This is a genomic window from Leptospira licerasiae serovar Varillal str. VAR 010, assembly GCF_000244755.1.
Lineage (GTDB): Bacteria > Spirochaetota > Leptospiria > Leptospirales > Leptospiraceae > Leptospira_B > Leptospira_B licerasiae.
This window is the reverse complement of sequence record NZ_AHOO02000005.1, coordinates 664,515-680,919: the sequence shown is the minus strand read 5'-3', so window position 1 is coordinate 680,919 and position 16,405 is coordinate 664,515. Positions and strand designations below refer to the sequence as shown.

Below are 16,405 nucleotides of genomic sequence, written 5' to 3'. Positions count from 1 at the left end.
AATGCGCTCCTGGGATGTAATCAATCGATACTTGGAAGAAAATAAGATCCGATATATATCCGCACTCGGATTTTTTGTATTATTATTCATACTGATCGTTTATATCCCTTTCGTCCAGAAAAAGGATGTATATAAAGAATTTATACTAGATCGTCTAAGAAGTTCAACCGACCTGGATATCAAAGTAGCCGACTCGGATCTTTACCTTCTCCCCTTTCCAGGGATCGAATTAAATCAAATCGAGATCAGAAAAGACAATGTTCTGATAGCAGTCAGTGATAAAGTAGATATAGATATTTCCTGGTTCGGTCTGATCAAAAGAATGATAGAGATCCGGGATATTTCCATAAATGGAGGTTCTCTTCAACTAGAAAGAAGAAAGGACGGATCTTTCGATATAGTGGAATATTTGAACGGAAAGAAGAAGGAGACGGAACAGAAAAGTAATGTAAAAGAACTTCTGGATGACGTAAATTCTCGGATCGGATTTTCTACAGAAGATTTTTTTGCAATCAGTTTAAAGAATATTGAAATAGATAATTTCACATTAGTATATAACGAACAAAGCCACGATAGAAAATATGTAGTATATTTCAAAAAATCCCAAATCTCCGTTTCTTTTTACGGGAAAGATGTGGATCTTTTATTCCAAGGAAGAATAGACGATCAACCTATCGATCTGGAAATGACAAGCGGCCTGCAAAACTTTCCGGTTAATTGGGAGAAATTACAGTTCAGCGCGGTTTTAAAAACGGAAGAACTTTCCCTCTCCTTGCTTAGAGAAATATTTAATATTTTTCCTGCCGCAGACTTCTCCAAAACAAAACTTTCCGGAAGAACAGAAGTAGTAAAAGAAGAAGGTACCATCTTCAAATTCAAGGTCCGGAATCAAATTAAGGATCTTGCATATAAAGGAGGACTTCCTTTCGGGAATATCAGATTAAATGTGGATTTTGATCTGGACCTGATAAATAAAAAAGTAGCTTTTCCTTTTATAGAAGCTGTCTGGGAAGGAGTCGCAAAGGCCACTGCAAAGGGAAGTGTAAACTGGAAGAACAGAAGTTTAGGTCAATTCGACATCAAAGCTGATTACGGAGATTATCATAATCTTTTAAAACTAGGAAAACTTTTCCAAGTCAGAGAAGATCTTTTCGATCCCACTTCTCCTCCTGGTATTTTCTATTTTACCGGAGAATTGAATAACATTTTTGCGTTCAAACATAGATTTGCCCATATCAAGATGGAAGCGAAGTATGTTGATCCTCTTTTATCTATTCCTAATTTCCATGCATATATCTATAACGGAGAAATATTAGGAAAAGCTAAAATATATCCCAACATCCCTAAGATAGAAGTAGAAGGAGACGCACATAGGCTCCAGGTCGATAAAGTTCTTCTTCCTTATTTATCTGAAAAAATTATGGAAGGGGAACTTTCCAGCTGGTTCTCCTTTGAAACTCAGATCAGAAATCATTCTAGGGACTCAGTAACTGAACTTTTTGCAAATATGAAAGGGATCGGAAACATCACGATCAAAAACGGAGAGCTGGTAGGTTACGCTAACTTCATGGTTCCCGTCTTGAATACACTCGGTAAAATTATTGCGTTCAAGGGAGTAGATGGGCGCGAATTAAAATTCGAAACTCTTCGATCCGATGTGAAAGTTTCTGGCAACGAAATGTACTTTCCCAATATGAAACTGGAAATTGAAAACAGCGGAATGGATGTAGATGGGAAGGGGACCGTAGGCTTTGATCAAAAAATAGATATGAGATTACATCTTCGCTTAGGCGGAAAATACATAGGTAAAGGTTTACAAATTCCGATTATCTATGCCGGAACTTTCGGAAAAAGTATACCTTATGTAGATCCGATCTGGCTCGGAAGTGTGTATACAGGCATGACCTTGCTAGGACCTTATTTAATTCCTCTTGGCGGACCTTACGCAGGCGGTGTCGCAGGATCCGTGATCGGAGAATATGTACGAGATCTTTGGGACGGAGTTACAGGTCTGTTCGGCGGAAACAGTTCCGACTCGGACAAAAAGCCAAAAGAGAAATAATTAATACTCTTTTCTTTCCAATTCTTCCTTAGTTGGAAATACCAAATTCTGGTTCATCAATTCATGGCTAAGATTCAAGAACGCTCTTGCCTTATTAAAATGTGAATCACAGATCTTAGGTTGAGTGTCACAAAGACTCACTTCTTCTCTTGGTCCTTTCGCAGAATATTTTAAGTTACGATTTCCATCCACGAAATGGATATAAAATAGATCAGACTCGATCCAACCGATCAAATTTCCGTACGCAAAGTACGCAGATTCTGTCTTTTTAGGAGCCAGCAAATTTCTTCCCATCGCGGAGAAGTAAGCCTCCTTGCCGACAAGACCCAAGATAGTTGGGATTACGTCCAACTGAGAAGCATCCCTATCGTCTATTGCAGGCAATATTCTTCCGGGAGAATATATTAAAAATGGAATATTCCTATCTTCATAATAATCCAAATAACGATGATGAGTATGGTCCGCCACAAATACAAAGATCGTATTATCGAAGTATTTCGATTTTTCCGCACGATCCATAAAATCTCTGACCGCCCAATCTGCGTAATGATACACATTTAGATATTCAAAATCTCTTTCATCTTCTTTAAAGATCCGAAATTTAGGGTCGGGAGCTCGATAAGGATAATGCGTAGATAGGGTAAGAGAAACTCCTAGAAAAGGTTTTTTAGATTCTGAAATTTTTTCATGTAGTACTTGTAGAACGTCTGCATCGTCATAACCCCAAGCTCCGATCTTGAAACGATTCAGTTTGGCGATCTCTTTTTCGCCAAGAACTGAATCAAATCCCCAATGAGGCATTAAAGTCGCTTTGTTATCAAAACTTAGATCTCCGCCGGTCACAAAGAATGTATCGTAACCTAAGCTTTTAAAAATATTCCCTATTCCGGAAAAATTTCCAAGTACCTGATGAGTTCGAACCACCGTCAGCCCGGGGCGATCCGGCAACCCTGTAAGGATCGACATCATACCGTTAGTTGTTCTTCCCCCAGAGGCAAAAAACCTGGTATAAAATCTCCCTTTTTTCAAAAGTTTATTAAAATTAGGAGTAAGTTCTTTTCCGAAAACTTTTCCGTCGCTTATCGGATCTATAAATTTTCCGGTCCAGTTTTCCAGAAGGATCAAAACTATATTCGGAGGTTTTCCGTTATTAGTTTGTTTCTGTTTTCTTAATAAAGGATATTTTTTTCCAACAAACTCAGCACCGTCGTAGGAAATTTCCTCTTTAACGATACGAACGGATTCCTTAGTTTCTAATTTCAGATAGTTCGGAATGGATTGACTTTTCAAATCCATGATGGATGTGAATACTCCATTCAACGCGATATTATTCACGAAAGAATGCCCGGAAACGATAGCATTACTAGCCCTTAAAGGAGTTTCTTGAATTCCTCCTCGGATCGCAAAAACAACTAGGACCAAAACGACAAAGGAAAGAATTGAGTCCCTTTTCCAAGATTCCTGCTCATGTTTGTACGGATTGAATTTTAAGAAAAAATAAGTGGATAAAGGTAAAAATACCAAAATCAAGAGAGAAGCAACTACCGCGAGAAAAGGATTCTGTTCGAAGGCGGACTTTAAGATCACACCCATATCTTTTCCTATAAATACGAAGCCCTCATATCCGATATGTTTGTTTGCATTCTCGAAATAAACAATGTCTGCGATCAAATGAGAAAGCATCCAAACGCTGATCAAGATGGGAAAGTATCCCCAGAAAAAATTAAAAAACTTGAAACGATTCAGATAAGGAAGACAGGAAAGGAAAGCGAACGGCCCTAAGATCATTCCGATCACGGAAATATCGAATCTTAGTCCTACCAAGATCGCCCACAAAACATCTTTGGTTTCCGCACCTTCTAATCTATAGGAATACACCCAAAGAAAAGCCGCTTTATAAAAAATCAGAATGAGAACAAAGTAGATGGCGTATCCGCCGATCAATTTAAGATTGCTTGGTAAACGTTTCATCTTTTCCAATAGATTAGAAATTTATATAGCCTGTCGGGCAAGACAAAAAAGAGAGATACCACTACCAACCCAAGTCCGATTTTAATCCAGATCCAAACCTTCCAATCTTAAAACTTCGAGAGCGTTGCTAGACTGGACTATACCTGATCGGATCTTATAATCGAAAGTCATTTTGCCGTTCTCTATATCTTCTCTAAAGTGAAATAGAGAAAGTTCAGGTAAATCCGCTAATTCTAGATCGTGGGTTGTAATAATCCCGAAAACTCCATACTGCTTTAACTTCTTTAAGATCCCTTTACAGGCGATCGTTCTTTCTCTGGAATTCGTACCTTTTAAGATCTCATCTAATAGAACTAATCTACCTTTTTGCGAATTTTTAACATCTTGTAATATTCTTCCTAAACGTCTGACTTCTGCATAAAAGAAAGAGATACCTTCTTCTACCGAGTCTTCGTTTCGGATACTGGAATGTACTTCTAAAATAGGAGTTACAAATTCGGAGGCCGGCACTGGTCCTCCTGCCATCGCAAAAATTCCGGAAATTCCGAGCGCTCTCAAATAGGTCGTTTTTCCGGACATGTTCGATCCGGTTAAAAGAAGAAGTTTCCCCGGTTGCATAGGCTCCAGATCGTTCGGTACTCTTTTGTCGGAAGGGATTAACGGATGTACAAGATCTTTCGCACGGATTGTTGCATTTGATTTTTCTAATATAGGAAATGTAAATCCTGGTTCTATCCAACTCATGTTCGCAAGTGGAAGTAAAGAATCCAGTTCGGCAAGTTCGAACATGGAATCCTTAAGAGAAGATCCGTCTTTTTCCCACCATTTAGTGTACCTTCTCCAGATCCAAAGATCGAAAAAGAATAGAATATTCAATAACGCATGAGCCAGAGGCGACTGAGTATAAGCTGCAAGATTGGAAATTTTGAGGAATTGTTTCCAAGAGTTTTTGAGTTCCTTCTTCTTCCAATTGGAAAGAAAAATCCCTCCATTCGTTCCGGAAAGATTAGAAGAACGTATATAAAGAAGAAGTTTTCCTAATTCTTCCAATGTTTCCGAATCTTCTGCAATCGGTTGTAACATTCTTAAGGATCTATTTCTATAAGATCCGAAAAATGCGGAATGAAGAATAAAGATCCCGAATCCCCAGCTTTGTCCGAATAAAAAACTTCCGAGTGCCAAGATCCAAACAAGGACCAACCAAATCGGAAATAGAACTCTAAGCAAGCCTGAAACTTTTCCAAAAGAAGATCTCCAAAAATCATTCGGCTCCTCTTCGAATAGATTAAATGGAAAATCTATCTTATTCCTTTCTGAACGTTCCGGCTGCATGTTGCCGATCTTAGGAATATAAGAAGGAAGTTTCTCTTCTTCCCCTTCTCTTCTTGCTGGAAAAGAAGCTTCGTACAATCGAAATTGCCTGAGTAACTTTTGAAGTACCTTTGCTTTTTTAGAAAGACCGATTACTGCGGTTTGCCTCGCAATTACTTTCGATTCTTCAGGGTTTTCTAAAAAGTATTCGAGAAATCTGGAAGTCCCTTTTTGGATTACGGTGGTATCTATTCTGGAAAAGATACCCTTCTCCCCTAAAAAGTCCAGATCTTTAGTCCAAGAAGGAAGGCCTGTCTCCAATACAAGGTTTTTGTAATATTCTCTCTTTGATTTCGGATAATGTTTTCCGTCCAAATTGATCCTGGATATCTGAGCCGTTAAAAAATCTGTCCAGACATGCAACCTTCTGATCTTTTCCCTTCTCTTTTGGTAGGCAGACAATAAACGATAGAAAACGGCTAAGATAATAACTGAAGGTAAATAGTATAGATCGGAAACAGTTCTAAGAAGATAAACACCAACGATCCATACAATAAAGAGTAAGAAGGACAGTATTCTAAAAGTAGATAATAGGGAAAGAGCGGATTCTTCCTTTCGGATAATCCTGCCTAAGCGGGAAATTTCGGATCCAAGTCGACGGACCCTTATTAGGGCGTTCATACCGCTAAAGTAACGTTCTCGTAGTTTTCGGTCTCTCTTTTGTATATTTCATGGTCCAAAAGTCGGACCAAGGAACCGACGTCTTGCATCAACCATCTGGAAACCATTTTGCCTTTGTCGCGGCCCAAAATTTTGTCCACGTAGACGTAACCGAATAGATCCGTACCGTACTCGTATACTACGAATCTCCCCGATCTTTTACCGGTCCTGTTTTCCAGACGAATCTGCATTTTTACCGAATTTACTCCGTACTTTCTTTTCGTACAAGAAAAAAAATATCTCAAGTATTTTCGCAAAGTCCCGAAGTACAGTTTGGGAGAAAGCTTCCTTTCCAAGGATGGAAAACCCGGAACTTTCTCCCTTTTTCCCGAATGGGGTCGCACGGAGGCGATTTATGATATATCCCGAAATGGATCCGGATCTACGGAGTTCCTTTGCAAAAATCGGAAAAACCTTTGCAAATCTAACAAATGATACCGCTTTACCGGAATTTGGTTTAAAAGCGGGGAATTTGCTGGATAGAAAACAAATGAAAATCTTAATCGAAATCCGTAAAAGAAGGATCAATTCCAAACAATGGAATAGTTTCCAAAAAGATTAAAACCCAAACCAGGAACAAAAAAGCCCCTCGATCTATCGAGAGGCTCTCCTGAAAACCAAATATTCTAATTTCTTAATATTTAGTTTTGGTAGAAGGAAGTTTTACGTTCAGGATAATATCCACTTCAGTTACTTCGCCCTCTCTCACCTTAATATCAGCATTATTTAAATTCAGATCTTCCGCAAAGGTAGCCTTGATCTCATACTCTCCTGGTTTTAAGTTTGTAAACCAGAAGTTACCGTTTTGATCAGTATTCAATTTTTGGATACCACTTACACTCGTAATCGTAGGCATAAAGATCGGCTGGTTGAGCACCGGGTTGTCCAAAGTTTTGTAGAATACTTTTCCTCGGATCGCCCCGTAACCGGTCATTGAAGCCACAACTTCCAGATCGTTTTTCTTATTAGGTAAAACTGCCTGGGTCTTTTGGATTTCAGGGTAATCGTCCGCTTGGATGGTTACCTTATGAACTCCGGCAGGTACCCCTTTGACGGTTAAAGTATAAGTCGCACCTGGAATGAGTTTCCCCATTCTTTTTACTGCTCCCCAATAATTGGAAGATTCGGTAGTGATTGTCTTGTCCACTTCCTTATCGTCTATAAGCACTCTGATAGAACGATTTCCTACCCTCTTCTTACCGGAAGTCAAACGGATCTCAGGCGGAAGATCGGACACAGCGTAAGCCCTGTCTTGGATGATTGTGGTCTTAATCACCAAATCACCTTTCAAATTTGTAGGAACAACCGGAGGTTCTTCGTTAGTGACTACTGGAGTTTCAGGCTCAGGTTTAGGAGGTTGAACATCCGGAACAGGAGTAGGATTTACAGGAGGTTTAACAGGCTCCACAGGTTTTGGAGGCTCCGGTTTTTTTTCTCCAGCTAAGAAGATTCCCGAAGCGTTACCCGAAATCTGAGGCACTTGTTCGTGATCGTACTTTTTAGCCATATTGACTGTTTCGTCTTTAGATGCGAAGAACGCCTCGAGAGCGGTGATCACATTGTCCTGATTTAGGTCTCCGTTAGAAAGAGCCTTTCCGAAATTATAGGTAAAGATCCCGTGATTGATCGTCCCTCCAACTTCGATCGCGGTTTGGTTATCGTCCGCACTTGAAATGATTGCCTTGTCTTGGAAGAAAAAGTCCTGAGAGTCTTGTTTGACTGTTCCATCGCTACCTTCCGGAATCGGAACGTTAGCGGAACCTCTGGTTGCCTTTCCTTTTTTAGCGATTCCCCCGGAGAAACAGCAGTCAAAAACGAAAACCGTCTTAGGGGATTTGATCCCTTCTAAATAATCGTTTAACTCATCGTCTGAAAGGTGAGGCCTATCATAACAGATGATCAGGTTTCTCATTCCGTTCTTAGCTTTTTCATCTCTTTGAAAAGCGCCGTGGCCGGAAAAATAAAGAAATACCGTATCATCCGCTTTTGCTTTGGAAGCAAGAGCCTTAATTTCTTTCTGGATATTGTTTTTGGTAACATCTTGACCCAAAACAATTTTGATCTCATCGAATTTTCCTACACGTTTGATCTCATCATGTAGATATTTGGCATCGGCCTCGCAAAGATTTAATTCCGGAATTCCGGCTTTGTTTCCTTTATAGTTGGATCCGAAGATAAGGCCGAACCTTTTCTGCGCGAATACATCATTAGAAAACAAAAAGAGGGAAATTCCGATTATGGAAATTAAGGATTTCAATCAGAGCCTCCTGGCTTGGGTGTCTCAAAATAGCAAAAAGCTAGGCTTTGTCATTATTTTTTTGCCCTATAGATAGATACCTTCTAAGAGCAAGTGCCGGACTTAAGACCTAGGATTTTCCGATTTTTTTTCCAAACTTAGAGGGATTTTAGGGGCTTAGGCAAGAAATTTCCAACATGTCGCACCCAAAATCCGTACCAATTTGAAACAATCTGAAATTCCATCCTCCTGCGAGGTATATTCTAAGAGATTCAGATCAAAATATATAAAATCCACCTCTTATTTTTGTCTAATACCCGAGGCAATATGGTACGGAAGATCCTTTTTTATTTAATGGTTTTGTTTTATCTCTTAGCGGGTTCGGCGCATTTTATTATCCCGGAATTTTATTACGGAATGATGCCTCCTTATATACCTTATCATTATGAAGTGAATATACTTGCGGGAGTTTGTGAAATTTTACTCGCTCTCGCGTTACTTCCATTATCTACAAGAGTGTTTGCCGCCTGGGGAATTATCTTACTATTGATCGCGGTTTTCCCTGCAAACATACAAATGAGTTTAAACGCGTATGAGTCGGAAGATCCCAAGTTTATTTTCACGTTGATTCGCCTACCATTCCAAATATTATTCCTTTCATGGGCATGGATGTTTACTAAAAAAACCGCGCTTAATTAAAACGTAAAGATCCCATACAAATAAAAAAAGGCCGGAAAGTTCCGGCCTTTTAAATCTAAATATTAGGCTTTTATTATTTACTTAGCCATTTCATCATGCTGCGTAATTTTTTACCTACTTCTTCGATAGGATGTCCTGCGTTTTTCTCTCTCATCTTATTGAACTCAGGGTAACCCGCTTTGGTTTCTGCGATCCAAGCTTTTGCGAACTTGGAACCGTTTGCCTTTTGGATATCCGCAAGAACGTCTTTCATGCGAGCTTTAACTCCTGCATCGATGATACGAGGTCCGGAAACATAGTCTCCGTATTCTGCAGTTCCGGAAATGGAATAACGCATACGAGCTAATCCACCTTCGTAGATAAGGTCGGTAATCAATTTAACTTCGTGTAAACACTCGAAGTAAGCGATCTCAGGATCGTATCCAGCCTCGGTAAGAGTCTCAAATCCTGCCATGATCAAGTTGGAAAGACCGCCGCAAAGAACTACTTGCTCTCCGAAAAGATCTGTTTCTGTTTCTTCTCTAAAAGAAGTTTCTAAGATCCCAGCTCTTCCTCCGCCTACTCCAGCTGCGTGTGCAAGCGCTCTTTGTTTTGCTATTCCGGTTGCATCTTGGTTTACAGCGATCAAACAAGGAACTCCACCGCCTTCTACATATACTCTACGAACCAAGTGTCCCGGTCCTTTTGGAGCTACCATGTAAACGTCTACAGTTTTAGGAGGTTGGATAAATTCGAAATGAATATTGAATCCATGAGAGAAAACTAATGCATCTCCGTCTTTTAAGTTAGGCTCGATATCTGCCTTATAGATATCTGCTTGGATCTCGTCCGGAGCTAGGATTTGGATAATGTCCGCTTTTTTAGCTGCTTCGGAAACGGAGAATACTTCGAAACCGGCTTCTTCAGCTTCTTTTTTGGATTTGGATCCTTCTTTCAGACCGATGATAACTTTCAGCCCAGAATCCTTCATGTTCTGAGCTTGTGCATGACCTTGGCTTCCGTATCCGATTACGGCGATGGTCTTTCCTTTTAATACGGAAAGGTCCGTATCTTTATCATAATATAAATTAGCCATTGTGGCACCTCGAGTTCCACCTTTGGAGTTCTAAAAAGGCGTCTTTTTTACAAAACATTGTGAAATGGCCGATTCCACAATCTAAATTTGTTTTAGTAGCCCTTCGATTTCAAGAGTTCGTCCAGCTTTCGGACTCCAGGGCTCTCTCCATCTATGGACTCTGCCGCTTCTAAGATCGAACGCGCCTCGTTAAAGCGACCTAATAATCTATAATTATCCGTAAGGTTGATCAGGTTCGCGAGACGATGAGGTTGGGACAAACGGACCTTCTCCGCTGCATAACTAGACTTTGCATATTCTTTTAAATGTTTATAACATACTGAAAGTAAGAACCAGACATTGGGCGAATTGGAATCGAATTCTAAATATTTTTCAAACCAACGAGAAGAAGAATCGTATTCCTTTCGATCATAGTACACTTGCCCCAATAATCTTGCGGCAGCTTTGAAAGAAGGGACAGAATCTAGCGCTTCTTCCAATAATACTACTGCAGTGCCGATCTCTCTTTGTTGTAATAAAGCCTTTGCTTCCGTATATTTTCTTAGAACGGATTCAGGGATCCCAGTTTTTGCTTCGGTAATATTCTGAGAAAGTTTTTCATGAAATCCGATCCGTATTAACGAAAGGTCGTCGGATAATGCACCTAAACTATGAATACGATCCACTAAATTGTCCAGATCTCCTTTAGATTCCTCGACCGTTTTGAGAAACATGTTCTCATCCGAGTTCATGATCCAATTCACGCCATCTTCGGTTAAATTGATATCATCTCTTCCATCCGAACCAACATAAAGAATATCACCCGGCATCAAATCGAATTCCAAAATTCTAAAGCTCATTTCGGAAGGAGAACCTAGTTTACGCAAAGTTAATTCTGTTTCTAAAAAAGAAGCCTTGCCGTCCCGCAGAAGTACTGCCCAAGGATGTTCCGCGTTAAAATAATACATCTTTCCGGTCTTTTCATTGATTAGACCTAAAATGGCAGACGCCATCATAACACCGTCGAAAGTCCGGAAAATATCATCTAATTCTCTATAAGCTTCTCTCACCCAATCTTCAGGAGAAATATTTAGAACTTTTCCTTGGCTAGCGGATCTGGCCATGATATTGTTCATAGCCGTTCCAAGTACGATAGCGCCACCCGCACCCTGCATGGATTTTCCCATAGCATCTCCATTCAGAAATACGGACCATCTTTCTTTTTCGGGACCGAATAGAAGGTTACCGCTGATACAAATGTCTCCGCCAATCTCAGATTCTTTATTCTTAAAAACGAATTTTTTCTTTTGTTCGATGTAGAAGTTAGTCGTAACCGAAGAAGAACGATTCCAATTCGTCATCAAGGGTTTGCTTAAAAGAGAAGTTAAAAAATAATCTCCATCCTGCTGTACCTTGAGTGACTGGATCTCTTCCATTTTTTCGGTAACTTCTTTTGTGCGGGCATCCACCTTTTCTTCCAGGGTATCCGCATACTCTTCTAATTTGGTTCTTCCTTCTAGAATACTTCCCACCATTTTGTTGAATGATTCGGAAAGATAACCGATCTCATCTTGTACAAGTACCGGAATGCGTATCGTTAGATTCCCTAAATTTACTTCTCCCACTCCTCGGATCAAAGTATTCAAAGGACGAACTAGACTTCGATTGAAGAAGAATGGAAATAAAACTAAGATCACGAAGACAAGAGAAAGAGTTAAGAGCACTAACCAGCTATTCGTTTCATCCAAAAATTTTCTGTAATGTAAATAGGGAAAAGCTACAAGAAGAGTTCTCTCTCCTACTTCGTCTCTGAGATAATAAGAATAAAACAGATCGTTAGGGGAAGGTACATAGTCGTCCGAAATCGTTTTAGGAAGATTGGTAGTCGGTATCCTTTTCAGAAAATTCCCTGATTTTTTATTTTCTAAAATTTCCCTTTGAGCCAGATTTAGATTCGGTTCTATACCCGCAGATTTGATCAGGACCTTGGGTTTATTAGAAGAATCTCCCAAAGAAACAGCATATGCAATGGAAGAGCCTTCCGATTTGCCTGTATTCAAAAATGTAGTCGCTTCCTTAATGCTGATCTCATCAAACAAAGACTCATTCTTCAGATTTACTACTGTAGAAAATGCCTGAGCAAAGACCAAACAGGTTGCCACGGTAATTCCTATGATCTTGGTCATAAAAGAGGTCTTATCTACAGTATTATTAATAAATAATATAGTTAGAGTAAAATACCCTAAGATCATAAAACCTACGTACAATTGTTGGAATGTATTAAAGGTTATCACACCTTCACGGAGCAACAAATTGGAAACCACCGGAACCGTATATGTGATGTCCATTCCTATAGACATCTGTACTAACGCTTTTCTTTCTTCTTTATCCGCTCGGATAATTTTTCTGACCTGGATAAAGATCATTACTAAAAGGAATGCAAGTAGGGAAGCTGCGAGAAGATTGCCCACCTTTTGTTGATAATTATATATTTGTCCCTTAAAATCGAATAAAGGTTTATTCGTAAAAATCTGAAAGTAGGAATAGGAGATCGTAATTAAAGAAATCCCGAGCAAAATTCCGATCACATACTTCGTTTCTTTTGAACGATCGTTTCTGGGATATAAATATGCAAAAATACAAAGAAAAATGGTACCGAATACCGCTGCCGGACCGGTAACAAGTCTATGATATGAAGCGGTCGGATAAGGAAAGATCGCAGATAGAAAGAATCCGAAATTGATCAGAAAAACGAAGAAGAAAAGGAGAGAGAACGCGCTTGTATAGTTCGCTTTCTTCTTTAGCGCAGCTAAAAAAGCGAAAATGATGAAAGTAAAAATGGAACAGATGAGCGTAGAGATCGCCCATGAGTTAAAATAAATCATGGAGCGACTTTTCTAATCCCTAGTGTTTAGAATTCAAGATTTTTCTATACAAACTAGTTCGGAAATTTTATCAGAAAGACGACTAACCTTTCGCAGCCAATGTTTGGGCTTCGGTTTCCAAAATTTTGATGGTTTCCGCTAACATTTCACTCTTTCTTAACAAAGAATCCATAGAACTTTGTAAAGAAGATACAGACGTCATGATTGCATTAGCTCCAATTGTCTGTTCTTTGGAAGCCGATTCAATATCGGAGGATAAATTTCTCAAAACTGAAAGACTGTTCAAAAAACGGTCGTTCACTATTTTTTGTTCGCCCAATAATTGATTCAGTTGTTTAAAACTATCTAAAAAGTTTGTGAACAAAGTATCTTGCTCCTTCACTTTTTCATTCGCAGTATGAGCGGACTTTTGTCCATTTTGGACATACTTTGTACTTTCGTTTATAATTTTAGAAATACGATCCGCGTTTTCCGAACTACTTTCCGCAAGTTTGGAAACTTCAGTTGCAACTACAGCGAATCCCCTTCCAGCGGCTCCTGCTCTTGCTGCTTCGATAGATGCGTTCAAAGAAAGTAGATTGGTTCTATCCGCTACGTCCGACATGATTTGGTTTACTTCTCCCACGGAACGGAAAGAGCTCCCCAAAGATTCCAAAGAAGTTCTGAGACCGTCTACGAATTGACTCACGGCTTTTCCGGCTTCCAAAACTATGTCCATATTTCGATTCAAGTCGTTGGAATGTCCGGAGATACGATCGATCAAAGTATTGAGATTTCTACTCTCTCCCAACAAGCCTTCGATCTTTGTAAATTGGTCTTTAACCGTTTCCGCAGATTGTTCCGTTTGGGCCAAAAACTCTTCCATGGTAGAACTGATCTCTTCAAAAGAAGCAGCATGATTACTTATTACTTCCGAAAAATCATCGGAGAATTCTTTTAACTTTTTGGAATTTTCTCTTAAAGAAACTGCGGACTCGGTCATCCTGATCCTTCCGTGTTCCAGATCTTCTTTGGATTTCTCGATGGCTTGGGATTTTTCTTCCTCTATATTCTTTAACTGCAAAAAGATCTTAATTACCGCAACTACGATGAAGGCGGTGGTCAACAAAAATAGCATCTTGGTGATCTGTTCCGACATCGCCGCATAGCCTGGAGTAATGGAGGTTATACTATCTTCCGTAAAAATTACTCCCGTATGAGCCGCGTTCACGGTCACTAAACTCTGGCAAAATATCGTTAAAAGTCCCACCAAGTATACGAATCGAGGTGAAAGTAAAAGACCGGCATACACGATATATATAACGTTAATTGTATAGAGTACGATTTGTTTTATAATATTGGAAGCAAGCTTCGGGTCTTCCATTGTAGCACCGATCATGACCAAACAAAGAACGACAACGTCGGTTATTATAAAAACTTTTCCTAAAAAGGGAGATACTCCGCTTCCAAATCGATTTTTGAGGAAAGAGTAGGTGACATACATCACCATTACGGAAGTCCCAATAATATAAAGTGAGTTTTGGAATAGAGTACTTCTCTTGTACCCCATAGCTATGGAGGCAAAGTAGAGTAATGTCAGCCCGAATCTGATTCGATTGATCGTAATCGGACCTTGAGCGAGAATTTTTTCCGTTTCGGAACGCGTTGCCATTTTAAAAAACCCGCCTTAGGAATATTTTTATTTATTAATATCCAAGACGATAAAAGGGCGAATAAATCGATCCTTTTTCGGATTTTATTCGTGGAAAATTTATTGCAAAAGCAAGTTAACGTTTGCCTTTATTAATAAGTCCCTAATATATCCGAGCTTTTAACTGATATAAATCAATTCTCCTTTCCAAGAAGCTCAGCTTCCTCTTCTAACGAGCGTATTGTGTCCGATAAAAATTCGCTCTTTCTGAGCAAAGAATCCATCGAGACCTGCAATTCCGATATCGCTCCCATAATCATAGAAGCCCCGGTATTTTGCTCGTTTGAAGAAGTTTCTATTCCTGCGGAAAGTTTTCGTAATTCCGATAAGCTAGCCAAAAATTGATCGTTTATCTTGATCTGATCCTCTAAAAGCCCATTCAATTCATTAAATCTACTTAAAAATGCGGCAAATTGATCTTCTTGATTTCTAACCTTCTCAGATGTTACCGAAGCGGTATTTCTACCTTTATCCACATAATCATTGGATTCGCCGATAATTTTAGAGATCCTAGCGGCATTTTGTCCACTACTCTCCGCAAGTTTAGAAACTTCGGTAGCAACTACTGCAAAACCTCTACCGGCGACTCCGGCCCTTGCTGCTTCTATAGAAGCGTTTAAAGAAAGTAGATTGGTACGATCCGCTACATCGGCCATTATAACAGTAACCTCTCCTACAGAACGAAAAGATTCTCCAAGAGATTCCAACGATTCAGAAAGGCCTGAAACAAATTCGGTCACTTCTTTGCCTGTATTTAAAACCGAATGAATACGGCCGTTTAACTCGGAAGAATAACCTGAAATTTTATCGATCAAAGATCTTAAGTTTTGACTTTCTTTTACAAGCATTTCTATTCTACCAAACTGATCTTTAACGCTAGAGGTAGCACTTTCGATTTGAGATAAAAATTCGCTTAAAGTACTTCCGATTTCATCAAAAGAAGCGGCGTGATTATTGATCACATCGAAAAATTCGTCGGAGAAGTTCCTTAAAGATCTGGATTTTTCCCTTAAGGAAATCGCGGCAGAATCCATCCTCTCTTTACTTTTTTTCAGTTCATTGCCGGATATTATAATCGTGTTTAATTTTTCCTCCTCCGCATCGCGCAGCAGTCCGAATATATTGATCACACTTTTAACTATAAAAGCGATCACTATCAGAAAAATTAATTTTAGGATTTGTTCGGAGATGGAAGCGAATCCAGGGGAAAGTACTTCTAACGGCTCCTCGGAGAATACCACTCCGTGAAGATAACAATTTAATACAACTACGCCTTGAAAAATCGCCGAAACGAACCCAGTAACAACTACGAATTTTGGCGTTAAGAGTAGTCCTGAATATACGATAAATATTACATTAATTGCATATAAGATGATTTGTCTAATAATACCTGAAGACATGTTTTTTTCAGTAGAAGCCGCAAAAAACATAACCCCAGAAAGTATTAACACATCCAGAAGGACAGAAATCATCCCTGTTGATTTCGGGATACGTCCGGTCCGATAAGAATAAAATAAATTCACCAAAGAAACGATTCCCAAAGAGATCGTTCCGCCAAGATAAGCCATATTTTGCTCAAAGGAGCTTTGTTCCCAAGAAGCACCCAAAGAAGCCAAAATCAAAAAAACTAACCCGATGCGGATCCGGTTGATAGTCAAAGGGCCTAACGCCGCAATTTTTTCGGTGGTTCGTTCGTCAGTCATTGGCGCCCCCAATAATCTTTAATTTAATCTAAAGAATACTCTAGATTCAGACCGAAGGCACATAGAATCGATCT

Annotated in this window: 11 protein-coding genes; 3 read left to right on the top strand and 8 right to left on the bottom strand. The window is 39.4% G+C overall.

Features of this window, described 5'->3' with window-relative positions; all coding sequences use genetic code 11:
* Position 1 precedes the first annotated feature (1 nt).
* Positions 2-2,062: an AsmA family protein gene (locus LEP1GSC185_RS03615; protein ID WP_008593634.1), complete on the top strand. Its 2,061-nt coding sequence runs from the start codon at positions 2-4 to the stop codon at positions 2,060-2,062.
* Here the strand turns inward: LEP1GSC185_RS03615 and LEP1GSC185_RS03610 are convergent, their stop codons facing one another.
* The 3 genes from LEP1GSC185_RS03610 to LEP1GSC185_RS03600 all read right to left on the bottom strand — a co-directional run bounded on the left by LEP1GSC185_RS03610 (position 2,063) and on the right by LEP1GSC185_RS03600 (position 6,255).
* The gene (locus LEP1GSC185_RS03610; protein ID WP_008595701.1) at positions 2,063-4,033 is read right to left on the bottom strand and encodes an LTA synthase family protein; all 1,971 of its coding nucleotides are present in this window, start codon (positions 4,031-4,033) and stop codon (positions 2,063-2,065) included.
* An 81-nt stretch (positions 4,034-4,114) separates the two neighbouring features.
* Positions 4,115-6,025: a MutS family DNA mismatch repair protein gene (locus LEP1GSC185_RS03605; RefSeq protein ID WP_008594726.1), complete on the bottom strand. Its 1,911-nt coding sequence runs from the start codon at positions 6,023-6,025 to the stop codon at positions 4,115-4,117.
* Positions 6,022-6,255: a hypothetical protein gene (locus LEP1GSC185_RS03600; protein ID WP_008595435.1), complete on the bottom strand. Its 234-nt coding sequence runs from the start codon at positions 6,253-6,255 to the stop codon at positions 6,022-6,024. Before LEP1GSC185_RS03600 ends, LEP1GSC185_RS03605 begins: the two co-directional genes overlap by 4 nt.
* A gap of 164 nt (positions 6,256-6,419) precedes the next feature.
* Here LEP1GSC185_RS03600 and LEP1GSC185_RS03595 point away from each other — a divergent pair, with 164 nt between their 5' ends.
* Complete coding sequence (locus LEP1GSC185_RS03595; RefSeq protein WP_008594093.1) at positions 6,420-6,626, top strand: hypothetical protein; 207 nt, start codon at positions 6,420-6,422, stop codon at positions 6,624-6,626.
* A 72-nt stretch (positions 6,627-6,698) separates the two neighbouring features.
* On the opposite strand, the gene LEP1GSC185_RS03590 is transcribed toward LEP1GSC185_RS03595, so the two are convergent.
* Positions 6,699-8,321, bottom strand: coding sequence for a caspase family protein (locus LEP1GSC185_RS03590; protein ID WP_008595521.1), 1,623 nt, complete (start codon positions 8,319-8,321; stop codon positions 6,699-6,701).
* 306 nt (positions 8,322-8,627) lie between these two features.
* On the opposite strand from LEP1GSC185_RS03590, the gene LEP1GSC185_RS03585 reads away from it, so the two are divergent.
* Complete coding sequence (locus LEP1GSC185_RS03585) at positions 8,628-8,999, top strand: DoxX family protein (RefSeq protein ID WP_024863892.1); 372 nt, start codon at positions 8,628-8,630, stop codon at positions 8,997-8,999.
* 73 nt (positions 9,000-9,072) lie between these two features.
* Here LEP1GSC185_RS03585 and ilvC read toward each other — a convergent pair whose 3' ends face one another.
* The 4 genes from ilvC to LEP1GSC185_RS03565 all read right to left on the bottom strand — a co-directional run bounded on the left by ilvC (position 9,073) and on the right by LEP1GSC185_RS03565 (position 16,331).
* A complete protein-coding gene (ilvC, locus tag LEP1GSC185_RS03580) occupies positions 9,073-10,074 on the bottom strand; it encodes a ketol-acid reductoisomerase (protein ID WP_008594834.1) in 1,002 nt (333 codons plus the stop codon).
* A 92-nt stretch (positions 10,075-10,166) separates the two neighbouring features.
* Positions 10,167-12,938 carry a SpoIIE family protein phosphatase gene (locus tag LEP1GSC185_RS03575; RefSeq protein WP_008595262.1) on the bottom strand — a complete coding sequence of 924 codons (2,772 nt, stop codon included), beginning with the start codon at positions 12,936-12,938 and terminating at the stop codon, positions 10,167-10,169.
* An 82-nt stretch (positions 12,939-13,020) separates the two neighbouring features.
* Positions 13,021-14,589, bottom strand: a complete 1,569-nt coding sequence (locus tag LEP1GSC185_RS03570) for a methyl-accepting chemotaxis protein (protein ID WP_008593846.1) — start codon at positions 14,587-14,589, stop codon at positions 13,021-13,023.
* 173 nt (positions 14,590-14,762) lie between these two features.
* The gene (locus LEP1GSC185_RS03565) at positions 14,763-16,331 is read right to left on the bottom strand and encodes a methyl-accepting chemotaxis protein (RefSeq protein WP_008594406.1); all 1,569 of its coding nucleotides are present in this window, start codon (positions 16,329-16,331) and stop codon (positions 14,763-14,765) included.
* Positions 16,332-16,405: the final 74 nt, after the last annotated feature.